Origin of the sequence: Naasia lichenicola, from assembly GCF_004801885.1 — a bacterium.
Taxonomy (GTDB): domain Bacteria; phylum Actinomycetota; class Actinomycetes; order Actinomycetales; family Microbacteriaceae; genus Naasia; species Naasia lichenicola.
In genome coordinates, this window is record NZ_SSSM01000005.1 from 349,174 (window position 1) to 372,364 (window position 23,191).

The 23,191-nt window shown below is 69.5% G+C and carries 24 protein-coding genes; 10 read left to right on the forward strand and 14 right to left on the reverse strand.

Annotated elements, in window-relative coordinates:
- Positions 1–12 precede the first annotated feature (12 nt).
- Both E6C64_RS12555 and E6C64_RS12560 read right to left on the reverse strand, forming a co-directional pair.
- The gene (locus E6C64_RS12555) at positions 13–882 is read right to left on the reverse strand and encodes an ABC transporter permease (RefSeq protein WP_136427845.1); all 870 of its coding nucleotides are present in this window, start codon (positions 880–882) and stop codon (positions 13–15) included.
- The gene (locus E6C64_RS12560; RefSeq protein WP_136427846.1) at positions 879–1,841 is read right to left on the reverse strand and encodes an ABC transporter ATP-binding protein; all 963 of its coding nucleotides are present in this window, start codon (positions 1,839–1,841) and stop codon (positions 879–881) included. Before E6C64_RS12560 ends, E6C64_RS12555 begins: the two co-directional genes overlap by 4 nt.
- A gap of 164 nt (positions 1,842–2,005) precedes the next feature.
- Here E6C64_RS12560 and E6C64_RS12565 point away from each other — a divergent pair, with 164 nt between their 5' ends.
- Positions 2,006–3,058, forward strand: a complete 1,053-nt coding sequence (locus E6C64_RS12565; protein WP_136427847.1) for a zinc-dependent alcohol dehydrogenase family protein — start codon at positions 2,006–2,008, stop codon at positions 3,056–3,058.
- Positions 3,059–3,158: 100 nt separating this feature from the next.
- Here the strand turns inward: E6C64_RS12565 and E6C64_RS12570 are convergent, their stop codons facing one another.
- From E6C64_RS12570 to E6C64_RS19235, 5 genes are all read right to left on the reverse strand, one after another.
- The gene (locus E6C64_RS12570; protein ID WP_136427848.1) at positions 3,159–4,205 is read right to left on the reverse strand and encodes a threonine aldolase family protein; all 1,047 of its coding nucleotides are present in this window, start codon (positions 4,203–4,205) and stop codon (positions 3,159–3,161) included.
- 72 nt (positions 4,206–4,277) lie between these two features.
- Positions 4,278–5,381, reverse strand: coding sequence for an ABC transporter permease (locus E6C64_RS12575; RefSeq protein WP_136427849.1), 1,104 nt, complete (start codon positions 5,379–5,381; stop codon positions 4,278–4,280).
- Positions 5,378–6,256: an ABC transporter ATP-binding protein gene (locus E6C64_RS12580; protein ID WP_136427850.1), complete on the reverse strand. Its 879-nt coding sequence runs from the start codon at positions 6,254–6,256 to the stop codon at positions 5,378–5,380. The genes E6C64_RS12575 and E6C64_RS12580 overlap by 4 nt, the downstream gene beginning before the upstream one ends.
- 108 nt (positions 6,257–6,364) lie before the next feature.
- Positions 6,365–7,246, reverse strand: coding sequence for a zinc-binding dehydrogenase (locus E6C64_RS12585; protein WP_199241033.1), 882 nt, complete (start codon positions 7,244–7,246; stop codon positions 6,365–6,367).
- Complete coding sequence (locus E6C64_RS19235) at positions 7,243–7,470, reverse strand: alcohol dehydrogenase catalytic domain-containing protein (protein WP_199241034.1); 228 nt, start codon at positions 7,468–7,470, stop codon at positions 7,243–7,245. Before E6C64_RS19235 ends, E6C64_RS12585 begins: the two co-directional genes overlap by 4 nt.
- 198 nt (positions 7,471–7,668) lie before the next feature.
- Between E6C64_RS19235 and E6C64_RS12590 the strand changes: the two genes are divergently transcribed.
- The gene (locus E6C64_RS12590) at positions 7,669–9,171 is read left to right on the forward strand and encodes an aldehyde dehydrogenase family protein (protein ID WP_136427851.1); all 1,503 of its coding nucleotides are present in this window, start codon (positions 7,669–7,671) and stop codon (positions 9,169–9,171) included.
- A gap of 10 nt (positions 9,172–9,181) precedes the next feature.
- On the opposite strand, the gene E6C64_RS12595 is transcribed toward E6C64_RS12590, so the two are convergent.
- The gene (locus E6C64_RS12595) at positions 9,182–9,649 is read right to left on the reverse strand and encodes a MarR family winged helix-turn-helix transcriptional regulator (RefSeq protein ID WP_158437855.1); all 468 of its coding nucleotides are present in this window, start codon (positions 9,647–9,649) and stop codon (positions 9,182–9,184) included.
- A 99-nt stretch (positions 9,650–9,748) separates the two neighbouring features.
- Here E6C64_RS12595 and E6C64_RS12600 point away from each other — a divergent pair, with 99 nt between their 5' ends.
- Genes E6C64_RS12600 through E6C64_RS12610 form a run of 3 tightly spaced genes read left to right on the forward strand, consistent with a single transcriptional unit; the run spans position 9,749 to position 12,785 of the window.
- Positions 9,749–10,225: a MaoC family dehydratase gene (locus E6C64_RS12600; protein WP_136427853.1), complete on the forward strand. Its 477-nt coding sequence runs from the start codon at positions 9,749–9,751 to the stop codon at positions 10,223–10,225.
- Positions 10,222–11,178 carry an SDR family NAD(P)-dependent oxidoreductase gene (locus tag E6C64_RS12605; protein WP_136427854.1) on the forward strand — a complete coding sequence of 319 codons (957 nt, stop codon included), beginning with the start codon at positions 10,222–10,224 and terminating at the stop codon, positions 11,176–11,178. Before E6C64_RS12600 ends, E6C64_RS12605 begins: the two co-directional genes overlap by 4 nt.
- A gap of 2 nt (positions 11,179–11,180) precedes the next feature.
- Entirely contained in the window at positions 11,181–12,785 is a 1,605-nt protein-coding gene (locus tag E6C64_RS12610; RefSeq protein WP_136427855.1) for an AMP-binding protein, read from the forward strand.
- A gap of 12 nt (positions 12,786–12,797) precedes the next feature.
- Here E6C64_RS12610 and E6C64_RS12615 read toward each other — a convergent pair whose 3' ends face one another.
- Together E6C64_RS12615 and E6C64_RS12620 are read right to left on the reverse strand one after the other, a co-directional pair.
- Positions 12,798–14,246 (reverse strand): DUF6421 family protein, encoded by a 1,449-nt coding sequence (locus E6C64_RS12615; protein WP_233255611.1) that lies wholly within the window; start codon positions 14,244–14,246, stop codon positions 12,798–12,800.
- A gap of 142 nt (positions 14,247–14,388) precedes the next feature.
- Positions 14,389–14,811, reverse strand: a complete 423-nt coding sequence (locus E6C64_RS12620; protein WP_136427856.1) for a DUF6264 family protein — start codon at positions 14,809–14,811, stop codon at positions 14,389–14,391.
- Positions 14,812–14,909: 98 nt separating this feature from the next.
- Between E6C64_RS12620 and E6C64_RS12625 the strand changes: the two genes are divergently transcribed.
- Complete coding sequence (locus E6C64_RS12625) at positions 14,910–15,827, forward strand: AEC family transporter (RefSeq protein WP_136427857.1); 918 nt, start codon at positions 14,910–14,912, stop codon at positions 15,825–15,827.
- 90 nt (positions 15,828–15,917) lie between these two features.
- On the opposite strand, the gene E6C64_RS12630 is transcribed toward E6C64_RS12625, so the two are convergent.
- On the reverse strand, positions 15,918–17,357 hold the full coding sequence (locus E6C64_RS12630; protein WP_136427858.1) for a DHA2 family efflux MFS transporter permease subunit: 1,440 nt from the start codon (positions 17,355–17,357) through the stop codon (positions 15,918–15,920).
- 70 nt (positions 17,358–17,427) lie between these two features.
- On the opposite strand from E6C64_RS12630, the gene E6C64_RS12635 reads away from it, so the two are divergent.
- Positions 17,428–18,042: a TetR/AcrR family transcriptional regulator gene (locus E6C64_RS12635; protein WP_136427859.1), complete on the forward strand. Its 615-nt coding sequence runs from the start codon at positions 17,428–17,430 to the stop codon at positions 18,040–18,042.
- Positions 18,043–18,287: 245 nt separating this feature from the next.
- Here the strand turns inward: E6C64_RS12635 and E6C64_RS12640 are convergent, their stop codons facing one another.
- Positions 18,288–19,124 carry an exodeoxyribonuclease III gene (locus E6C64_RS12640; RefSeq protein ID WP_136427860.1) on the reverse strand — a complete coding sequence of 279 codons (837 nt, stop codon included), beginning with the start codon at positions 19,122–19,124 and terminating at the stop codon, positions 18,288–18,290.
- Positions 19,125–19,237: 113 nt separating this feature from the next.
- On the opposite strand from E6C64_RS12640, the gene E6C64_RS12645 reads away from it, so the two are divergent.
- Genes E6C64_RS12645 through E6C64_RS12655 form a run of 3 tightly spaced genes read left to right on the forward strand, consistent with a single transcriptional unit; the run spans position 19,238 to position 21,357 of the window.
- Complete coding sequence (locus E6C64_RS12645) at positions 19,238–19,951, forward strand: 3-keto-5-aminohexanoate cleavage protein (RefSeq protein ID WP_158437856.1); 714 nt, start codon at positions 19,238–19,240, stop codon at positions 19,949–19,951.
- A gap of 51 nt (positions 19,952–20,002) precedes the next feature.
- A complete protein-coding gene (gene pyrE / locus E6C64_RS12650) occupies positions 20,003–20,551 on the forward strand; it encodes an orotate phosphoribosyltransferase (RefSeq protein WP_136427862.1) in 549 nt (182 codons plus the stop codon).
- Positions 20,552–20,553: 2 nt separating this feature from the next.
- Positions 20,554–21,357 (forward strand): septum formation family protein, encoded by an 804-nt coding sequence (locus E6C64_RS12655; RefSeq protein WP_158437857.1) that lies wholly within the window; start codon positions 20,554–20,556, stop codon positions 21,355–21,357.
- A 29-nt stretch (positions 21,358–21,386) separates the two neighbouring features.
- Here the strand turns inward: E6C64_RS12655 and E6C64_RS12660 are convergent, their stop codons facing one another.
- A complete protein-coding gene (locus E6C64_RS12660) occupies positions 21,387–22,187 on the reverse strand; it encodes an HAD-IIA family hydrolase (RefSeq protein ID WP_136427864.1) in 801 nt (266 codons plus the stop codon).
- 71 nt (positions 22,188–22,258) lie between these two features.
- Positions 22,259–23,149, reverse strand: coding sequence for a DNA-methyltransferase (locus tag E6C64_RS12665; RefSeq protein ID WP_136427865.1), 891 nt, complete (start codon positions 23,147–23,149; stop codon positions 22,259–22,261).
- Positions 23,150–23,191 lie beyond the last annotated feature (42 nt).

The following is a 23,191-nucleotide window of genomic DNA, read 5'->3' on the forward strand; positions in this document are numbered from 1 at the left end:
AGACGTCGAGGCTCAGACGTCGCGTCGCTTGATCAGCAGCGCGGCCACGACCGTGAGCGCCAGCACCCACGCCATCATGACCAGCCCGCCCTCCAGCGAGCTCAGCGACACCACCCCGTTGATCACACTGCCCTCGGCGCCGTAGCTGTAGAGCGCCTGACTCGCGGAGCCGGGCAGGAAGGTCGCGACGTTGAGTCCCCAGGTCGTCTGGGTCACCGAGGCGAGGATCTGCAGCACCGTGGGGACCACGAGCAGGAGGCCGAGCGAGGTGGCGATCGCCGCCGCGCTGTTGCGGACGATCGCGCCGATGGCGAGCGACATCAGGCCCACGAGAGCGAGCGACAGCGCGCCACCGCCGAGCCCCAGCAGGTACTGGCTGTCTCCGAAGTCGGGCTCGATGCCGACGCCCGGCAGGATCGGCGCGGTGATCAGCGCCGTGAGCACGATCGAGACCAGTCCGACGACGAACGTGATGAGGCCGAACACGATCGCCTTGGCGAGCAGGGCGGGGATCCGCTTCGGAACCGCCGTGAAGGTGGAGCGGATCATCCCCGTGCCGTACTCGCCGGAGATGACCAGGACCCCGAGGACGCTGGCGACCAGCTGACTGAAGCCGATCGACAGCGTGGTCACCTGCAGGGCGAATGCCTGCTGGCCGTCATCGGGCAAGGGGCCGATGCCGCGCGAGTTGAAGGTCGCGGTCAGCAGGAGGCCGAAGGCGACCGTCAGCAGCAGGATGATCGCGTAGCACCAGACCGTGGAGCGCACCGTTCGGAGCTTGATCCACTCGGAGCGCAGGACGCCGCCGAAGGTGAGCGTCGCGCGTCGCGATGAACCAGCCGGGTCGGTCGGCGTTCCGGCTGAAGTGATCGTCGTGCTCATCGGGTGGCCCCTTCGGTCATCGCAGCGGTCGCGGCTGCAGGCGTCGCAGCGCCAGGCCCGCCTGCGTGGTACTCGACCTCGTCCTGGGTGAGGGTGAGGTAGGCGTCTTCGAGCGTCCCGGCCGCGGGCGTCAGCTCGTGCAGGATCACGCCGTTCGACGAGGCGAGCTCGCCGAGGCGTGGGGCGGGCACCCCGTTGACGACGAGCAGGTCGCTCTCCGAACGGGTGATGGTGACACCTGGCGCGGCGATCAGGCTCGCGAACCTGTCGGCGTCGGGTGTGCGCACCCGGACGGCGGTGCCCGAGGAGAGGGCGATGATCTCGCCGACCGACGAGTCGGCGATGACCCTGCCGCGCCCGAGCACGATGATGTGGTCGGCGGTCTGCGCCATCTCGCTCATCAGGTGCGAGGACAGGAACACGGTGCGTCCCTCGGCGGCCAGCTGACGGGCCAGCGTGCGGACCCAGATGACCCCCTCGGGGTCGAGACCGTTGACGGGCTCGTCGAGGATCAGGGTCGCGGGATCGCCGAGCAGGGCGGCCGCGATGCCGAGCCGCTGACCCATTCCGAGCGAGAATCCTCGCACCCGCTTCTTGGCGACGGATTCGAGACCGGTGATGGCGATCACCTCGTCGACCCGTGTGCGGCCGATGCCATGGGTGGCGCCCATCGCGAGGAGGTGACCGAGCGCGCTCCGGCCGGGATGCACGGCCTTCGCATCGAGCAGCGCGCCGACTTCGTGCAGGGGGGCGCTGTGATCGGCGTACCGCTTGCCGTTGACGGTGGCGCTTCCGGCGGTCGGCCGGTCGAGGCCGACGATCATCCGCATGGTGGTCGACTTGCCGGCTCCGTTGGGTCCGAGGAACCCGGTGACGACACCCGGCTCGGCGGTGAAGCTGATGCCGTCCACCGCCGTCTTGTCGCCGTAGCGCTTGGTGAGACCCTGGACCTCGATCATGAAACGATCCTCATGCCCTCAACCCTAGGGTTGCGACTTTCGCCAGACGCGCCGGATGAGGCGATTCGGGGGGTAGCCCTACCCGCCATGGGCCTGCGCCGCCTAAGCGAGCGGCGGAGCTGCGTCGACCGACGAGGGCGGCACGCAGTCGGTAGCCTCGGATCATGCTTGCCACGCTGATCCATGGGGAACGCGACATCCCGGTCGAAGAGGTTCCCGATCCGGTGCTGTCGACGGGCGGCGACGCCATCGTCCGCGTCGTCGCCGCCTGCGTCTGCGGCTCCGACCTCTGGCCGTACCGCGGCGTCGTCCCGACCACCAAGCCGAAGCGGATCGGCCACGAGTTCGTGGGCATCGTCGAGGCGGTCGGTGCGGAGGTGGCGAACGTGAGCGTCGGCGACTTCGTGATCGCGCCTTTTTACGACTGCGATATGAGTTGCGTCAACTGCCTCAACGGGGTGAGCACCTCGTGCCTGCACGGCGGCTGGTGGGGGTCGAAGGACCGCCTCGGCGGATTCGCGGACGGTGCTCAGGGCGAGCAGGTCCGGGTGCCGCACGCGGATGGGACGCTCAAGGTCGTGCAGAGCGGCATGCCGGCCCCCGAGCTGATCCCGCATCTGCTGACCCTCGCCGACGTGATGGGCACCGGCCACCATGCCGCGGTCTCCGCGGGTGTCGGACCGGGAAAGACGGTGGTCGTCGTCGGAGACGGCGCCGTGGGGCTCTGCGGTGTGCTGGCCGCTCATCGGCTCGGCGCTGCCCGGATCGTGGCGATGTCCCGCCACGAGTCGCGGCAGGCGCTGGCCCGCGAATTCGGCGCCACGGACATCGTCGAGGAGCGCGGCGAGCACGGCATCGCCCGGGTGATGGAGCTCTTCGACGGCATCGGCGCCGATTGCGTCCTCGAGTGCGTCGGCACCAAGGAGTCGATGGATCAGGCTCTCAAGTCGGCGCGTCCCGGAGGCAGGGTGGGTTACGTCGGCGTGCCGAACGGGGGTCCGGAGCTGCCGATGCGGCTGCTGTTCAATTCGAACATCGGCGTCGCAGGCGGAGTCGCATCCGTCCGCAACTACATGGACGAGCTGCTGCCCGACGTGCTGGACGGGACCATCCAGCCGGGGAAGGTCTTCGATCTGGAGCTGCCGCTGCGCGAGGCCGCCGAGGCCTATGCGGCGATGGACGAGCGCCGGGCGATCAAGGTGCTGCTGCGGCCCTGAGGCTCAGTGCTGCGCCGTGTCTCCGTCTGCGCCGCGTGCACGAAACCGGCGTATGTGCGCGCAATTTCGAGCACATGGGGCCGGAACGTACACAGGGAGGTCAGGGGGCGAGTTCGGCCGTGATGGCGGCGGCGAAGGCGTCGATGTCCTGCTCCGTCGTGTCGAACGAGCACATCCACCGGACCTCGCCGGTGGCCGCGTCCCAGTCGTAGAAGCGGAATCGCTCGTGCAGGCGAGCTGTGGCGTCGGGCGGAAGCACGGCGAAGAGGGCGTTCGCCTGAGTCGCCTGAGTGAACCTGAGCCCATCGACGCCCTCGAGTGCGCCACGCAGTCGGGCAGCCATCGCATTGGCGTGCCGGGCGGAGCGCAGGCCCAGGTCATCGTCGAACAGGGCGAGCAGCTGCGCGCTCATGAAGCGCATCTTGCTGCCGAGCTGCATGGTGAGCTTGCGCAGGTAGACGAGTCCGTCGGCCTTCGCGGGGTCCAGCACGACGACGGCCTCCGCGCCGAGCAGGCCGTTCTTGGTGCCGCCGAAGCTGAGGATGTCGACGCCCGCATCGGTCGTGAAGTCGCGGAACGGCACGTCGAGCGCAGCCGCGGCATTCCAGATCCGTGCACCGTCCATGTGCACCGCCATGCCGTGGGAGTGCGCGAACTCCGACACCGCGGCGATCTCGTCGACCGAGTAGACCGTGCCGACCTCGGTGCTCTGCGTGATGCTGACCGCCAGCGGCTGCGCGCGATGCTCATCGCCGAAGCCGCGCGCCTCTGTCGCGATCAGCTCGGGGGTGAGCTTGCCTTCCGGAGTCGGCACCGTGAACAGCTTGAGGCCGGTCATCCGCTCGGGTGCGCCGCCCTCGTCGTTGTGGATGTGCGACGTCCCGGTCGCGACCACCGCTCCCCAGCGCGGCAGTACCGCCGTGAGCGACAGGACGTTGGCCCCTGTGCCGTTGAAGACGGGGAACGCCTCGGCCTGTGCGCCGAACTGCTCCCGGACGACCTCGTTCAGCCGCTCGGTGTAGGCGTCCTCGCCGTAGGAGGTCTGATGCCCGCCGTCGGCGTCGGCGATGGCCGCGAGGACCTCGGGATGTACGCCGGCGTAGTTGTCGCTGGCGAAGGCGCGGAAGGCGGTGTCATGCAGTCTCACCCGTCCATCCTTCCAGGAGGTCGCGTCGCGGTCGGCGCGCTCACACTCCGGACGGGCCGCGGCGGCATCGGATCAGCGCTTGTAGGCCGCCCGCAGCGACACCTTCGAGCCCATCCGCAGCAGTGAGTTCTCGTAGATGCGCGCACCCACCGCGATGACCACGACGGTCGATGCGATCACGATGGCCAGCGACAGCAGCGGCTCCCACCACTGCGCCTGCCCGAGGTAGAGCCGCATCGGCATTCCGACGGGAGAGGAGAACGGCACGTAGGACATGACGGTGAGCACCGCCTCGTTGCTGGTGAAGAACAGGATCGCGAGGTAGGGGATCATCACGAGCGTCGTCACCGGCGCGGTCGCGGTCGCCACGTCCTGCTGTCGGGACACCGTGGCGGCGGTCGCGGCGAACAGGGCGGCCAGGAGCACGAAGCCGACGGTGAAGAACACCACGAACCAGACGATGGGAGCGCCGATGGCGCTGAGCAGGCTCCCCGCGCCGTTGATCGCGATGCCGACCGATGCGAGCAGGGCGATGGCGACGATCTGACCGAACGCGAGCACGCTGTTGCCGATCACCTTTCCGGCCAGCAGGGCGCGCGCCGGGATGGCGGACAGCAGGATCTCCACCACCCGCGTCTGCTTCTCCTCGACCACGCTCTGCGCGATAGCCGAGCCGAAGGTGATGGAGCTCATGAAGAACACCAGCCCGAACCCGAGCGCCACGAAGTAGACCAGCGCTCCGTCCTGCTGGGAGGGCGTGAGGAGCTCGACGCTCGGACTGACGCTGAGCCGCTGGACGAGCGAGCCGGGGGACTCGTCCAGTGCCACGATCCGGTAGCCGAGCGGCTCGTCCGACGGGAGGACTGCCGCGGACACCTTCCCGTCCCGGACGAGCTGCTCGGCATCGGACTCGGAGTCGGCGCTCGTCACCGTCAGCCCGTCGACGCCATCCACGATCGACGATGTCTCCGCGACGACGGCGACCGCGGTGTCGGATCCGCTCCGCGACGCGAAGCCGCCGATCACGATGCTCGCGAGCACCGCCAGCATGAGGATGCCGGTGGAGATGAGGAACGCCTTGCTCCGCAGCGCCATCCGGATCTCGCGTGATGCCACGAGGGCGACGGCGGATCGGAAGGGCAGCAGTCTCGCCCGCTCGCCGGATGGTGCGCTCATTGCACGACCTCCCGGAACACCTCGGTGAGCGACGGCCGGTGGGGTGCGAAGCTCACCACACCGCTGCCGATCGCCCGCTCGAGCACCCGCTGAGCGGTCTCGGGCGACGCCTCGAAGAGGGCCCAGCCCGGTCGCGCCTGGAGGATGCGCACCCCGTCGACCGCGCTCAGCCATTCGAGATCCTGCCGGACCAGCAGCTCGAAGCGGGACCCTGCGTTCTGGTCGCGCAGCGCGTCCGCTGATCCACTCGCTCGGATGGTGCCGCCTGCGATCACCACGATGTCCTGGCAGAGCCGCTCCACGAGCTCGAGCTGGTGGCTGGAGAAGAGCACGGAGGCGCCCCTGGCCGCCGCGTCGCTGAGCACCCCCGCGACACTGTCGACGGCGAGCGGATCGAGTCCGGAGAACGGCTCGTCGAGCACGAGGACGTCGGGATCGTGCACGAGGGCGGCGGCGATCTGGGCACGCTGCTGATTGCCGAGGGACAGCTTCTCCACCAGATCGCCCGCGCGCTCCGAGAGCCCGAGCCTCTCGAGCAGCTCTGCGGTGGCGCTCGCCGCGGAGCGCTTGCCCATTCCGCGCAGGCGGCCGAGGTACTCGATCTGCTCGGCGACCTTCATCTTCGGATAGAGGCCTCGCTCCTCGGGCATGTAGCCGAACCGTCGCCGCTGATCCGCGCCGACGACCATTCCGTCCTGCTCCACGGTGCCCCCGTCGGGCACGAGAAGTCCGAGCAGGATGCGCATGGTCGTCGTCTTGCCCGCTCCGTTGGCGCCGACGAATCCGGTCAGGCGTCCGCGCTCGATGCCGAACGAGACATCGTCCAGCGCGCGGCGATCGCCGTAGGTCTTGGTGATGCCGGTCAGGGTCAGCATGCCCCAACGCTATGCGGCCGGTCTCGGGCGCGCCAACCCTCGGACCTCCGGTGACGGGGGACTGAAGCGCTCCGGGCAGCAGGCTCGCAAGGGTGTCGGACGCCGGCTTCAGAACACCAGGATGGGCTTCACCGTGCTCCCGTCGAGCATGTCCCGCTCGGCCTGCCAGATGTCGGCGAACGCGTACCGCCGCTGCATGCGCTCGATCGGGAATCTTCCGGATCCGACATGGCCGATGAGCTCCTGGATGAGCACGGGCGGCTGTGCGTCGCCGAGGGTGACCCCGGTGAGGGTCTTGCCGTTGATGAGGCTGTTCATCTCGACGGGAAGCTTGATGCCCGGCTGCGCGACGCCGACGATGAGCACGGTGCCGCCGATCGCGGTGGAGTCGAACGCCTGCGATCCGACCGCGGGGTGCGCGGTGGTGTCCATCGACTTGTCCACCCCGCACCCGTTCGTGAGCTCGGCGAGTCGGGCCGCCACGTCCTCCGTCGATGCGTCGATGACGTGGGTCGCCCCGAACTCGCGCGCCAGCTCGAGCCGTGCCGCGACCCGGTCGATGGCGATGACCATGGCGGGGGTGCGCTGAGCTGCGGCCCAGACGCCCGAGATCCCCACCCCGCCCACTCCGTAGACCGCGACGACATCGGCGGGACCCGGCTTGAGCACGTTCCAGATCGAGCCGACACCCGTGATCACGCCGCAGCCGAGGGGCGCGAGCAGCTCGAGGTCCGCGTCGGGGGACACCTTGACCACGCTGTGCTCGTCGGCGATGCAGTACTCCGCGAACGACGACTGGCCCATGAAATGGGACTGCAGCACTGTGTCGCCGCCGCTGACCTCACCCGATTCCGGACCGCGGGAGACGCCCAGCAGATTCAGCGGGAACCAGTCGACGCAGTAGGCGGGGTGGCCCGAGGTGCAGGGCCCGCACTCGCCGCAGTAGCTGAAGGACAGCAGCACCTTGTCGCCCGGCTGGACGGAGGTCACGTCGCTGCCGACGGACTCGACGACGCCGGCTCCCCATGGCCGAGGATGCCCGGCATGGGGAACGGTGCACCGGCCTCCTTGAGCGCCAGGTCGGAGTGGCAGAGCCCCGTCGCGACCAGCCGCACCCGGACCTGGCCCGGCCCGGGGTCGCCGACGACCACATCCGTGATCTCGAAGGGTGCTCCCGCACCGTGGACTACTGCTGCGCGGCCGGCGATCGACATCGTTCGCTTCCTGTTCTCGGAGTGGTGCGTCCCGGTCGTCTTCGACAGGGAGGGAGGCGTCCGACGGATGCACCGGAGGGGACTTGGAGGATCGCAGGACGCGGGTCCATTCTGGACCATAGTCAGGTAACCTGAAACCCCTGCTGCGGCCGTGCGATTCGGATGGGTCGGAGCGCATGGACTCGATGAGGAGCGGACATGAGCGGCACTGTGCTGGAAGCGGACACCGGGCGGGCGACCATTGCAGGCGGCCGCCTGTACATCGGCGGCGAGTGGCGCGACTCGTCGAGCGGCGAGCGCTCCGATGTCATCGACCCGGCGACCGGTCGGAAGATCGCCGAATCGGCGGTCGCGACGGTCGCCGACGTCGACGCGGCGGTCGCTGCGGCGAAGGCCTCCTTCGACAGCGGCGTCTGGTCCGATCTGTCCGGCCGGGAGCGCGCCCGCGTGCTGATCCGGGTCGCCGCTCTCATCCGGGAGCGCTCCGAGGAGCTCGCGCAGGCCGAGAGCAGCGACGTGGGCAAGCCGATCGTCTTCGCGCGCGTCATCGATGTGGCGACGGCGGCCGAGACGTTCGAGTACTACGCGGCGCTCGCCCAGACGCAGCAGGGAGCCCTGCGCGACACCACCCTCGCGGCGTTCCAGTACACGACCCGCGAGCCCATCGGGGTGGTGGGGGCACTGACGCCGTTCAACTTCCCGATCATCCTGACGGCCTCGAAGCTCGCACCCGCGCTCGCCATGGGCAACTCCGTCGTGCACAAGCCGGCCGAGGACACTCCGCTGTCCGCGGCGATCCTCGCTCAGATCCTCGAGGACGCGGGCGTCCCTCGCGGTGTCTACAACCTGGTGACCGGCGTCGGACCCGCCCTCGGCGAGCGCATCGTCGAGCACCCCGACGTCAACATGATCGCCTTCACCGGCTCCACTGCCGTCGGCTCGAAGGTCGCGGCGAAGTGCGGCGAGCTGTTCAAGCCCGTCATGACCGAGCTCGGCGGCAACGGCGCGAACATCGTCTTCGCCGATGCCGATCTCGACACCGCCGTCGCTGCCGCAATCAACGCCTTCGTGTTCAACTCCGGCCAGTTCTGCATGGCGGGCGTCCGGCTCCTGGTGCAGCGCGAGCTGCACGACCCGCTCATGGCCGTCCTGGCGCAGGCGGTGCCCGGTGTGCCCATCGGACGAACCGACGAGCCCGGCACGGTGATCGGCCCGCTCGTGTCGCAGCGACATCTCGACCGGGTCAGCGGCTTCGTCGAGCGTGCAAAGGCGGCGGGCGGGACGGTCGTCGTCGGCGGCGAGCGGATGGAGCTCGACGGCGGCTTCTACTACCGGCCGACCATCATCACCGGTCTCGCCAACGATGCCGAGGCGGTGCAGGAGGAGGTCTTCGGACCCGTGCTCACCGTGCAGGTCTTCGACACCGAGGAGGAGGCGATCGCACTCGCGAACTCCACCCGCTACGGACTCGCGATGGGCATCCAGACCTCGGACATCGTCAAGGCGATGCGCGTGGCCCGGCGTCTGGAGGCGGGCATCATCTGGGTCAACGGCTGGGGACAGCTGGATCCGACGCTGACCTTCGGCGGGGTGAAGAACTCCGGCTACGGCCGCGAGAACGGCCCGGAGGCCCTGATGCACTACACGCGGTCCAAGTCGGTCGTGATCGCGGCGCCCGATCCGTTCGCCGTCGGCCGCTGACGGCGGCGCCTCAGACCGAGGGGCGCTCGTCGCGGGACAGCGCGGCGAGCGCATCGCGGCAGGCGCGCAGGGCTCGGATCAGCTCGGCGGGCTCGCCCTCGCCGAGCGCGCCGACGAGGTCTGACTCGAGGTGGGCCACCTCGGGCGCCAGCTCGGCGACGCGCTCGAGGCCCAGATCGGTGATGTAGAGCAGGATCTGAAGCCCGTGAGCGGGATCCTTCTCGCGCCGCACGTATCCGGCCTGGGTGAGGGAGGTCACCGTCTCAGCCATGGTCTGCGCGCGGACGAAGGTGCGCCGAGCCAGCTCGGAGGAGGTCATCCCCGGCCGGCTCTGCAGGACCGTCAGCGCGGTGTAGCCCGCGGTGGAGATGCCGTGCCCCGAGATGAGCTCGTCGAACGGACGGCGCAGTCCGGAGTCGATCTGCTTGATGAGGTAGATCAGGTAGCCGTCCGGATAGCCGGTGCGCGGGTTGGTCATGTTCATCCACTCGGATCAGGACGACGAGGTCCATTCGACGCTGGGGAAAGATTTCAGGTAACCTGCAATCGCAATGCAATGGCGCAGAGGAGCTCACGCATGACCACGACTTCCGACAGTACCGCGGTGATCCCGCTCGACGAGCTGCCCGACCTGGTAGGACGCTCCTTCGGGCCGTCGTCCTGGCGCACGATCACCCAGGACGAGGTGGCGGCCTACGCCGAGCTGTCGGGCGATCGCAACCCGATCCATCTCGACCCGGACTTCGCCGCCGGCACCGCCTTCGGCGGTACGATCGCGCACGGCTACCTGACCCTGAGCCTCATCGTGCCCCTGATGGCCGAGGTCTTCCAGGTCACCGGGGTCGGCGTCGGGATCAACTACGGGCTGGACCGCCTGCGCTTCCCCGCGCCTGTGCCGGTCGGGTCTCGCATCCGCGCTCTGGTCCACCTGGTGTCGGTGGATCCGATCGCCGGCGACAGCGGCTACCAGGTCGTCGCCCGCGTCACCTTCGAGATCGACGGCGGCGCGAAGCCCGCTTGCGTCGCCGACCAGGTGCTGCGGTACTACCGATGAGCGCGATCAGCCCCGATCCGATCAGCCCCGATTCGGTCCGCCCCGACCCGATCCGCCTCGACGCCCGCGTCGCAGTCGTCACCGGCAGCGGGCGCGGTCTCGGACGCAGCTACGCGCTGGCCCTCGCCGATGCGGGAGCCGCGGTCGTGGTGAACGACGTCGACGCAGACGCCGCGGAGGAGACCGCGGACCTCGTGCGGACGGCGGGAGGCCGGGCGGCCACGGTGGTCGCCGCCGTCGGATCAGCGGAGACGGCGGATCTCCTGGTCTCCGCCGCAGTGGGGGAGTTCGGCCGCCTCGACGCGATGGTGACCAACGCGGGAGTCCTCCGCGACCGCGTGCTCTGGAAGACCAGCGACGACGAGTTCGACCTCGTCGTGCAGACCCACCTGCGCGGAACGTTCGCCTGCGCACGCGCCGCTGCGGTGCACTTCCGAGCAGCGGGCGAAGGCGGTCGGCTCATCCTCATCGGCTCACCCGCAGGACAGTTCGGCAGCTTCGGGCAGACGGCCTACTCCGCCGTGAAGGCGGGCATCGTCGCGATGGCTCGGACCTGGTCGCTCGAGCTCGCGCGCGCCCAGGTGACCGCCAACGCGGTCATCCCCACCGCCATGACCGCGATGACGGGGACGATGCCGATCTACGCGGCCGCCTACGAGAGCTTCCTCGCCGGCGAGGCCCTGCCGCAGGTCATCCGCCGCGAGCATGCGCTCGGCTCCCCCGACGATGTGGCACCGCTGATCGTCTGGCTCGCCTCCGAGGCTTCGGCCGGCGTGACCGGCCAGGCCATCGGACTGGGCGGCGATCGCCTCACGCTCTACGCGCACCCCGCCGTTCTTGAGACGCGCGACGCGGACGGAGGCTGGACGGCGGCGGCCATCCACGAGCTGTGGACATCGGAACTCGGTGCATCCGCGCAGCCGTCCGGCCCGACCTTCGCTCCGCTCGACTAGCCGTGCGCGCGCACTACGCCGACCTCTGGCACCGGATTGCGCTTGCCGAGCCCGATCGCGCCGCGATCGTGACAGCGGGCGGCAGCACCCTGGACTACCGGACGTTCGATGCCGCCGCCGCGCGGCTGGCCGGCCTGCTGCACGGCAGAGGCATGCGGGCGGGCGACAAGCTGGCGATCCTCCTGCACAACCGGCCGGAGTGGCTCATCGCCATGTACGCCGCGCTGAAGCTCGGCGTCGCGCCGGTGGCACTCAACTTCCGCTACCGCTCGTCCGAGGTCGCCGCGCTGCTGCTCGACTCGGATTCGACGGCCCTCGTCTACCCGGCCAGCCTGGCGAAGGTCGTCGAGGAGGCGCTGGTCGGGCTGCCCGTCCGGCCGATCCTGCTCCAGGTGGAGGACGGTCCCGGGGCGCTGATCGCCGGTGCGCTGGACTTCGAGCAGTACCTCGGTGTCGAGCCTCGCGCGCACGAGCCGGCTCCCGACGGCGAGCTCTTCCTCTACACCGGCGGCACCACGGGAACGCCGAAGGGCGTCGTCTGGGGCGTATCGGATCTCCTCGCGATGCAGCTCTACAACGCATACACGACCGTCGGGCTGACCCCGGTCGACGACCCGGACGAGGTCGTGCGGATCGCCGCCGACCCGTCGACGCCGAGGATCGCGCTGCTTCCGCTCGCACCGTTCATGCACGGCACCGCGCTGACCAGCACGATGAACGCCTTCCTGCTGGGCGGCACCGTCGTCATCACCCCCTGGCCGGCGTTCGACCCGGTGCGCGCCTACCGGGTGATGACCGAGCACCGCGTCACGCGGCTCGTGGTCGCCGGCGACGCGATCGCCATCCCCCTGCTCGACGCGCTGAGCGACCTGGGCGTCTCGCAGCTGCCGCACCTCGAGTCGATCGTGAGCTCCGGGATGCGCTTCAGCGACGCGACGAAGGGACGCCTGCACTCCATGGGCGCGATCACGATCGGCGACATCCTCGCGTCGACCGAGGCGGGCGCCCTCGCGATCGCCCTCACCCGGACGGTCGACGACCTGCCGTCCCGCCTGCGTCTCACCCCGGGGGCGGTGGTGCTGGACAGCGGGATGAACGAGGTCCAGACCGTCGTCGGGGCGCTCGGGCGGATCGCCTTCAACAGCGGCATGCCCAAGGGCTACTACAAGGACCAGGCCAAGACCGATGCGACGTTCCTGCAGATCAACGGGAAGCGCCATGTGATCCCCGGCGACCTGGTGCGCGTGCAGCCCGATCTGCACGTCGAGCTGCTCGGCCGAGGCAGCTCGGTGGTGAACTCCGGAGGCGAGAAGGTCTATCCGACGGAGGTCGAGGAGTCGCTGATGCGCTTCCCGGGGGTCCTCGACGCGGTCGTCTTCGGCCTGCCCGACCCCCGCTGGGGCGAGGTGGTCGCGGCAGCGGTCGCAGCCGAGGATCCGGCGGAGCTCGATGTCGGCGAGCTGATCGCCCATGTGGGCCACGAGCTGGCCGGATACAAGAAGCCGCGCCACGTGCTGGTGCTCCCCGATCTGGACCGGAGCCCGACCGGCAAGGTCGACCTCGGCGCGCTCCGGGAACGCGCCCTGCAGGCGGGTGCCCGGAGCTGACGCGCCGCCGCGTCAGTCCGAGCCGGTGATGCCTGCCGTCGACTCGATCACTCCGCCGAGCTTCCGGCCGAGCGCCTCGTAGAACATCGAGAGCGGGAACTCGTCGTCGAGCACGGCGTCGGTCATGCCCTTCGGCGGTCCGGAGAGGATCTCGTCGGACAGCCCGCGTGCCCACTTGGATGCAGGGTGCGGATCGAGCACCGACCGGACGAGCTCGTACGCGGCGAGCCAGTGCGCGGCCTTCGGCCGGTCGATCGAGCGCCAGTACAGCTCGTCGATCGCGTCAGAGAGGGCGACCACCGCGTCGGGCACGCCGTCCCAGTCGAAGGCGAGTGAGGTGTCCGTCCAATGCAGGACGCGATGCTGATGCAGCCACGCGAACAGCAGCTGGCCGCCGAGGCCGTCGTAGTTGCGTACCCGCGAGCCGGTCAGCGGGAACCGGAACAGACGGTCGAAGAGCACCGCGTACTGCACCAGCTGAGCCCGATCGCGGGTGACCTCGTCGGTGTCCTCACTCCGGGCCAGCCGCACGGACTCGCGGAAGGCGGTCAGATCGCAGCGCAGCTCCTCGAGCGAGTAGAGGAAGTACGGCATCCTCTGCTTGATCATGAACGGATCGAAGGGCAGGTCGCCGCGCATGTGGGTGCGATCGTGGATCAGATCCCACATCACGAAGGTCTCCTCGGCGAGACGCTGGTCCTCGAGGAGACGCGCGGCGTCGGCAGGGAGCGCGAGTCGAGTGATGTCGGCGGCGGCGCGTGTGACCCGGCGGAATCGGGCGGCCTCGCGGTCGGCGAAGATGGCGCCCCAGGTGAAGGTCGGGATCTCGCGCATGGCGACCGTCTCGGGGAAGAGCACCGCTGAGTTCGTGTCGTAGCCGCTCGTGAAGTCCACGAAGCGGATCGGCACGAACAGCGCGTTCGAATAGGCGCCGGCCTCGAGGGAGTCGATGAACTCCGGCCAGACCGTCTCGATCAGCACCGCCTCGAACAGGCGCTGCGCGCTGCCGTTCTGGGTGTGCATCGGGAACAGCACCAGATGACCGAGGCCATCGATCCGGTGCTGCTGGGGCTGGAAGGCTTCGAGCGAATCCAGGAAGTCCGGCACGTCGAATCCGCCGACCACCCAGCGGGCGAGATCCGCGTCGAGGGCGGCGAAGTAGGCGGCGTCGTGCGGGAACGCGGGAGCCAGCTGGGCGAGGGCGCTTCGGACGCGGGCGATCAGAGCCGTCGCCTCAGCAGGGTCGGCATCTGCGGCGAGGGCGCCGTCCTTCTGCTGCAACGGCTGGAGCGCACCCACGGCCGCCTTCAGATCCAACCAGGCGTGGCTCGCCCGGACTTCTGCAAGGGCTGCGTCGACGAGGGCTGGGTCGACGAGGGCTGCGTCGACGACAGTCTCCGGTTCGCCGATCACTGCACCGCGGCTGCCGCTTCTCTCATCGGCCTGCTGGGTCCGTGCCATCTCTTCACCGTCCTCGTCGCTCGAGCACACCGAACGCATGCCATCGATCGAGGGTATTCGGCGCGGCCGGGCGCAGAAGCTGCAGGGGACTGCGTGTACGTTGCGTGGAACGCAGGAATCGTGCGTCTGAGACCGTTCGGCCCTAACCGGACACGCTGGTGAAGACCAGAGCGGCGCCGATCGCCCAGATGCCGATCATTCCGGCCAGCGCCACGATCGGCACCCAGAAGGCCAGGCGGCGGCGCACGATGCGGATGATCGCGACGACCAGACCGATCAGCAGGACGACGGTCGGGCCGGTGAGGGCGACGATCACTCCGGCGCTCAGCTGCCCGGTGCTGCACGTGTCCGCCGTGCAGCTGTCGCTCGCGAAGGCGAGGAAGGCGCCGGCGTACGAGATCAGGAAGTCGATCGGCAGCAGCAGCACGAGCAGCACGATGGCGATGGCCAGGTCCCAGGCCTTGCGCGGCTCCTTCGGCACTGCGGCCGAGGGGGCGGCGACGAGAGCGCCGTATGCCGGGACGCCTGGCGTCGGGCGCTCGTCCTGGGGCTGCGGATCGCTCATCCACCGACGCTATCGGGCCGGGCCGCCGACCACCATGACGCAGTGGCGGGCCCGTGTCCTCTGCCCTGGAAGGATGGAGCGGTGATCGGTCAGACCGGGTGATCGGGGTCCTCACGGGCTTCGGGATCATCGGCGCCATCATCCTGCTCGGCTACATCATCGGTCGGACCGACCTTCTCGGGACGGACCCGCGTGCCGTGCTCAGCCGACTGGTCTTCTTCGTCCTCTCGCCCTGCCTGCTGTTCACCGTGCTGGCCGAAGCGGACGTGGCGACGCTCTTCTCCAGCGTGCTCGTGGTCTCGGCCATCGCGGCCATCACCAGCGCCGGGCTGTTCGTGCTGGTCGCCACCCTGATCTGGCGGCGGAAGCTGCCGGAGGTCGTCATCGGCGGACTGGCCTCCGGATACGTCAACGCCAACAACATCGGCATCCCGGTCGCCGTCTACGTCCTCGGCGACGCCGCGCTGCCGGCACCGGTGATCCTGCTCCAGCTGCTGGTGCTCGCCCCCATCGCGCTCACGATCCTCGACCTCAGCACGACGGGAAAGCTGTCACTGAGCCGGATCCTGCTTCAGCCCGTGCGCAATCCGCTGATCATCGCCTCCCTGCTCGGCGTCATCGTGTCGGTGACCGGACTGCAGATCCCGGCGCCGGTGATGGCGCCGTTCCAGCTGGTCGGTGCCGCCACCGTGCCGCTGGTGCTGATCGGCTTCGGCATCTCCCTGCACGGGCAGAAGGTCTTCCAGCCGGGTTCCGGGCGCAAGGAGATCGCGCTCGCGACCGCCATCAAGCTCGTGCTGATGCCGGTCGTCGCCTGGGTCGCGGGCACGGCGTTCGGGCTCTCCGCCGAATCTCTGCACTCCGTCGTGGTGCTGGCGGCTCTGCCCAGCGCGCAGAACGTCTTCAACTACGCCCAGCGCTATGGACGGGGCGAGGTCATCGCGCGGGATGCCGTGCTGCTGAGCACCATCGGCGCGGTGCCCGCGCTCCTCGTGATCTCGCTGCTGCTGGTCTGACCGCGCGACCGGATCCCGCTAGGGCGGCGAAAGGGCCATCCCGCGGGTGTCGTCGCACCCGCGGGATGGCTCCGTCACCCGCGCGAAGGGTCAGACGGTCGTGAGCTCGCGACTCTCGGCCGTGGTCTCGACCGCCTGCTGCTCGGCCAGCACCCTGCGGCCTGGCAGAGCGAGGGCGCCGATCGCGGCGACCAGCAGAACCGCGGCTCCGACGATCACCGCGGGAACGGCGGCGTCCACGTAGCCGGTGGGCGTCAGTTCGCCGCCGTTGCCCGTGAAGACGGCAGTCAGGACCGCGATCCCCAGAGCCACCCCGATCTCCCGGATGGTCGAGTTGGCGCCGGACGCCTTCGCGTGATCCCGCTCGGTCATCGTGGCGAGCACCGCGGTCGACGACGGAGCGAAGACCAGGCCCATGCCGATCCCCGCCAGGATGAACGGCGGCACGAGCGTCGCGTACGCCACGTCGCTGCTCATGGTCAGGGCGATCCAGAACAGGGCGGCGGACTGGAGCACCAGACCGGCCACGATGAAGGGGCGGAAGCCGACCCGTCCCACGAAGGCGCCGGCGAGCGGTGCGACGACCATCGGGGCCAGCGTCCACGGCGACGTCTGCAGCGCGGCCTCGAACGGCGACGCGCCTTGGACGACCTGCAGGAACTGGATCAGCAGGAAGATCGCGCCGAAGATGCCGAAGCTGAAGCCGAACCCGACGATGTTCGCCACGGTGAACGAGCGATCGCGGAAGAGACGGAGCGGCAGCAGCGGCGAGGAGGTCCGCGACTCCCAGACGAGGAAGCCGATCAGCAGGGCGACTCCGGCGACCAACGATCCGAGGACCTCGACGCTCGTCCATCCGGCGTCGTTGCCCCGGACGATCCCGAAGACCAGGCCGAGGATGCCGAGACCCGCGAGCACGAGGCCGAGCACATCGGCGCGGGCTCGGGCGCCGAACGAGTTGGGCAGGGCGATGGCGACCAGCGCGATGGAGATGATGCCGATCGGCACGTTGATCCAGAAGATCGACTGCCAGTTGAGGCCCTCGACGATGGCGCCGCCGATCAGCGGGCCGACGGCGACGCCGAGTCCGGAGACGCCGCCCCAGATGCCGATCGCGAGAGGGCGACGGGCCGCGCTGACGGATCCCGCCAGCAGGGCGAGGGAGAGCGGCATGATGGCGGCTCCGCCGAAGCCCTGCAGCGCGCGGGCGACGATCAGCTGCGTCGGGTCGGTGCTCAGCGCCGCGAAGGCGGAGCTGACGGTGAACAGGACGATGCCGAACAGGAAGACCGTGCGCCGTCCGTACCTGTCGCCGAGGGCGACGGCCATCAGGATCGTCGAAGCGAAGGCCAGCGTGTAGGCGTTGATGAACCACTGAAGCTCTTCGACAGAGGCGCCGAGCTCGGCGTGCAGCACGGGGAGTGCGTTGGTCATCACGAGGTTGTCGAGGGTGGCCATGAACATGGGCAGCGCTGCGGCGAGCAGGACGAGCCAGATCGGTCGCACCGCACGCGGGGAAGTGGCGGACATGGGGCAGCTCCTAGCCGGAATCGATGGTTGTAATCGAATGATTACCTCACGGTAGTAATCGACTGATAACATGTCAAGCGTGACTTCGACACTCCCCGCCCCGCGCATGGCGGCCGACGACCGGCGGGAATCGATCCTGCACGCGGCGACCGCCGTCTTCGGCGCCAAGACGTATGCGGGCACCACGACCGACGACGTGGCTCGGGCGGCGGGAGTCAGCCAGCCGTACGTGGTGCGGCTGTTCGGAACCAAGCAGAAGCTGTTCCTCGCCGTACTGGATCGGGCGCTGGTCAAGCTCTTCGCGGCCTTCCGTGCTGCGGTCGCCGGCGAGCCTGCCGAACGGACCCAGCGCATGGGGGACGCCTACATCGGGCTGCTCGCCGAGCGTGGCCTGCTGCAGAGCCTCTCTGCCGCGTTCCTACTCGGAGGCGACTCCGAGATCGGTCCCGCCGCACGCGGTCACTTCGCCGACGTCTGGCGCTTCCTGCGGACGGAGGTCGGCATGGACGCAGAGACGGCGCAGATGTTCCTCGCCCAGGGCATGCTGATCAACACCCTCGTCGGGTTGCGCGTCGGTGCCGCCTACGGGGAGGACGCCGCCATGACCGAGCTGCTCGACCTCTGCATCCCGGAGAAGGTCGACGAGGTGCTCATCCAGCTCCCCACCGTCGGCGACGCCTGGTAGGCGTCCGAGGGCCGCGATACGGCGCTTGCGCGCCTGCCCGACCACCGGGTGAGGGCGGAAGCTCGTTGGTCGAGTAGGGCGCCCTGCGCCCGTATCGAAGCCGTCCGCGGAGAGGGCCTCGATACGCGCCGTAGACGGCGCTACTCGACCACCGGGGTCAGTGATTCGGACATGCTTCGAGACGCCGCGCAAGCGTGCGCGGCTCCTCAGCATTAGAGGCTGTGACGCTGGCGCGTCACGGGCCCCTAAAAGATCATGGGGCGGTCGTCGTCGTCCGGGATCGGGATGTCCAGATCGACGAGGACGGGCACGTGGTCGCTGGGCGCGGTGCCCTTGCGCTCGTTGCGGTGGATGCTCGCATCGGTCACCAGCTCCGCGAACGCCTCGGAGCCCATGATGAAGTCGATCCGCATGCCCTCGTTGCGAGGGAAGCGCAGCTGCTTGTAGTCCCAGTACGTGAAGCCGACCGGGATGCGCTCGCGGACGACATCGCGCAGCCCGAGAGCCTCGAATCCGGCGAACGCCGCCCGCTCGGGCTCGGAGACATGGGTGGAGCCGTCGAAGACGCGGATGTCCCAGACATCGCTGTCCAGCGGCGCGATGTTCCAGTCCCCCATCAGCGCCAGCGGCACTCCGGGATGGGCCGCCAGCCATTCGGTCGTCTGCACCGCGAGCTTATTCAGCCAATCGAGCTTGTACTCGTAGTGCGGATCGCCGAGCTCGCGTCCGTTCGGCACGTACAAACTCCAGAGGCGCACCCCGTCGACGGTGACCGCCATGGCGCGAGCCTCCAGCGGCAGCGATCCGGCGGCGTCGGGCTTGCCGAAGCCCGGCATGGTCTCGAACCCCCGGGTGACGTCGTCCATGGGCAGACGGCTGGCGAACGCGACGCCGTTCCACTGGTTCGCGCCGTGGATCTCGACGTCGTATCCCGCTTCGGTGAACGCGAGCAGCGGGAACTGGTCCTCGCGGCACTTGATCTCCTGCATGGCGAGCACGTCGACCTCTTCGCGCACCAGCCAGTCGACGACCCGGTCGACCCTGGCGCGGATGGAGTTGACGTTCCAGGTGGCGACCCGCATGGACGCAACGATACCCATCCGAGCCGACACCGAGCGCCCGGCTGGATAGGCGCAGAGGAAACCGCTGCCGAGCCGGGCGGGACATGAGGACCGGTCAGGACTACCGTGGCCGCATGCTGCAGGCTGCACTGAACGGGGGAGTCAGGCGCGATCAGCATGGCGGTGTGCCGACGTCTGCCGACGCCTTGGCCGCCGACTTCCGGGCCTGCCTCGAGGTGGGGGTCAGCCGCTTCCACGTGCATCCGCGCGATGGGATCGGTCACGAGTCGCTCGAGTGGGCTGACGTCAGCGCCGTCCTCGACGTTGTGCCGCCGAGCGCCGTGATGGGAGTCAGCACTGCGGAATGGATCGAGCCGGACTCGTCGCGGCGCCGTTCCGCCATCCGCTCCTGGACCGGCCGACTCGCCTCTGCGTCGGTCAACCTCGGCGAGCCGGGCTCCCTGCAGCTGATGCGCCTCCTGGTGGACAAGGGCATCGGCATCGAGGCGGGCATCTGGACGGTCGGCGACGTCGACGTGCTGGCGCGGAGCGGTCTCGCCGATCGGCTGCTCCGGGTGCTCGTGGAGCCTTTCGCGGCACGGGTGGATGACGCGCTCAGCCAGGTGGCCGAGCTCCATGACGCACTCGACGCCGCCGGGGTCGGAGCGCCCCGCCTGCAGCACGGAGACGGCGACGCGACCTGGCTCCTGCTGGAGGACGCGCTGCGGCGCGGTATCGATACGCGGATCGGCCTGGAGGACACCCTCCGCCTGCCGGACGGTCGGCTCGCCGAGGGGAACCTGGAGCTGGTGCTGGCCGCACAGGCACTGGGCGCGGGCGGCGACTGACCCGCCCCGGTCTCCGAGGGGCCGGTTCTGGGACGCCCTAGGGTGGATGCCGTGAGCGACGCCCGCGATCAGCTGATCGAGTACATCAAGTCCGATGCCGTCTTCCACGGCGACTTCACCCTCACCAGCGGCAAGAAGGCGACCTACTACGTCGATCTGCGGCGGGTCAGCCTCGATCACCGCGTCGCACCGCTGATCGGCCAGGTCATGCTCGACCTGATCGCCGAGATCCCCGATGTCGCCGCGGTCGGCGGGCTCACCATGGGCGCCGATCCGATCGCCTCCGCCATCCTGCATCAGGGCGCTGCGCGAGGCGCGACGTACGACGCCTTCGTCGTGCGCAAGGCGCCGAAGGACCACGGCCGCGGCCGCCAGGTGGAGGGCCCGGATCTCGCCGGCAAGCGGGTCGTCGTCGTGGAGGACACCTCGACCACGGGCGGATCGCCGCTCGCCGCCATCGAGGCGCTCGTCAAGGTCGGCGCCGAGATCGCGGCCGTCGCCGTGGTCGTCGATCGTGCGACCGGCGCGAAGGAGATCATCGAGGCGGCCGGATATCCGTACTTCTCCGCGATCGGTCTGACCGACCTGGGTCTCGCCTAGCGGTGGCCGGATCCGGGGGGAGATCCGACGGCCCCACAGGGGATCCGCAGGGAGACGACGACGTCGATCCCTTCGCGCCGCTGACCCCATCCGAAGGATCCATTCCGGCCGCGGCCTACGACGCACAGCGCGTTCGACCTCAGGGTGGGAAGTCCGGAGCGCTCGGGTCCGATGCGCTCGGGCCTGATGCACTGACCGAGCCGCTGCGCGTGGTGCGGACGGGCGCGCGTCGTCGAGCGATCATCGGCACGGCTATCGGTGCGGCTGCCCTCGCCGGTCTCGTCGCCGCATTCGCGATCGGTTCGACACTGCGGGGAGAACCGGCTGCCGACCCGCAACCGACCCTCGCAGCGACCACCGCGGCACCGACGCCGACCCCTGCTCCTCTCGTCTCCGCCCCGGTGGCCGAGGCGGTCGTCGGGCCCGCGACTCCCGGCCTGCATCCGTGGGATGAGCTCGGCGGCGGTGAATGCCTCGCGCCGTATACGTCGCCGTGGGACCTCGAGTACACGGTCGTGGACTGCGCAGCCGCCCACACCGCGCAGCTGACCTATCGCGGCGCCCTCCCCGACGCCGTTGACATGGCGTACCCGGGTGAGGCGGCGATTGTGTCGCAGCTCGGCATCCTCTGCTCCGCCCCGACAGCACTGGACCTCGGGGCTGCCGCGCAGTACCCCGATCTGCAGACCCAGGCGTCGTATCCGGCCGGGCAGGCGCAGTGGGACTCGGGCGACCGCGAGTACTCCTGCTTCACGAGTCGCACGAGCGGTGAGCCGCTCATCGGGTCACTCGCGCCCGCCGCCTGAGCGACCGCGCCGGCCTCGGATCTAGAGCCTCAGAGGTCGGATTCCACCGGCAGGGGCGTGAGCAGCTCTGCAACCGAGCCGAGGATCTCGTCGGGACGGAACGGGTAGCGGTCGATCTCGGCCTGGTCGCTGATCCCGGTCAGCACCAGGATCGTGTGCAGGCCGGCCTCGATGCCGGCGATGATGTCGGTGTCCATCCGGTCGCCGATCATGGCGGTGTTCTCGGAGTGGGCGCCGATCTTGTTCATCGCCGAGCGGAACATCATCGGGTTCGGCTTGCCCACGATGTAGGGCTCCTTGCCGGTCGCTTTGGTGATGAGCGCCGCGATCGCGCCGGTGGCGGGCATGGGCCCCTCGGGGCTCGGTCCCGTCGCGTCGGGATTGGTGACGATGAACCGGGCGCCGGCCGCGATGAGTCGGATCGCCTTCGTGATCGCCTCGAACGAGTAGTTGCGCGTCTCGCCGACGACCACGTAGTCGGGGGCGGTCTCCGTCATGATGAAGCCGGCCTCATGCAGGGCGGTGGTGATGCCCGCCTCGCCGATGACGAAGGCGCTGCCGCCGGGCATCTGCGACTTGAGGAAGTCGGCGGTCGCCAGCGCCGAGGTCCAGATGGACTCCTCGGGCACGACCAGTCCGGATGCCCGCAGGCGTGCACTGAGGTCACGCGGGGTGAAAATCGAGTTGTTGGTGAGGACCAGGAACGGACGGCCCTCGTCCGTCCACTGCTGGATGAGCTCGCTCGCCCCGGGGATCGCCTTGTTCTCGTGCACGAGAACGCCGTCCATGTCGGTGAGCCAGCAGTCGACATCGTCGCGGTTCGAGACCATGCGGCCCTCCTGTTGCCTGCGCGGACCCGGATCGGGTCGCGTCCGACCCCTGCGGTTCGGACCGTCACACCCTAGCGAAGCACGGTGAAGGAGGTCCCGTCCGTGCCGAGGCGGTCGCGGATCACCGCGACCGCCTGCTCGCTCTCGTCCACCAGCACGAATCGACGTCCGAGCGCTCGTGCGGCGGCGCCCGTCGTGCCGCTGCCGGCGAAGAAATCGAGCACCCAGTCGCCGGGTGCGCTCGACGCGGCGATGATCCGGCGCAGGATGCCGAGCGGCTTCTGGGTCGCGTAGCCGGTCTTCTCCCGGCCCGTCGGAGAGACGATGGTGTGCCACCAGACATCCGTCGGCAGCTTGCCGCGCGCGGCCTTCTCGGGCGTGACGAGGCCGGGCGCCATGTAGGGCTCGCGATCCACCTCGGCGGAGTCGAACCAGTACCTCGCCGGATCCTTCACGTAGACGAGGATCGTGTCGTGCTTCGCGGGCCAGCGGCGGGTGGCGCGGGCGCCGTAGTCGTAGGCCCAGATGATCTCGTTGAGGAAGCTCTCCCGCCCGAACAGCCCGTCGAGGAGCACCTTCGCGTAGTGCACCTCGCGGTAGTCGAGGTGCAGGTAGAGGGTGCCCTGGGCATCGAGCAGGCGCCACGCCTCGATCAGACGGGGCTCGAGGAAGTCCCAGTAGTCGCCGAAGCGATCGTCGTACGAGTGCGTGATGCCCTTGAGCGTCTCGTAGCTGGCCCCCTTGAAGCCGATCCGACTCCCCTCGCTGGAACGCACCGTGGTCGTCGCCTGGCGACGCTGGACGCGGCCCGTGTTGAAGGGCGGATCGAGGTAGACGATGCGGAACGACTCGTCCGGCAGCAGGGCCGTGGCCGCCAGATTGTCGGCATGCACCACGAGGTCGGGGCCGTCGGGAGTCCAGAGAGCAGGTCTCGACTGCTGGGTGACGCCGCTCTCGTCCATCGTCGCGAGGTTAACAGGTCCGCGAACCGGCCCTAGCCTGGG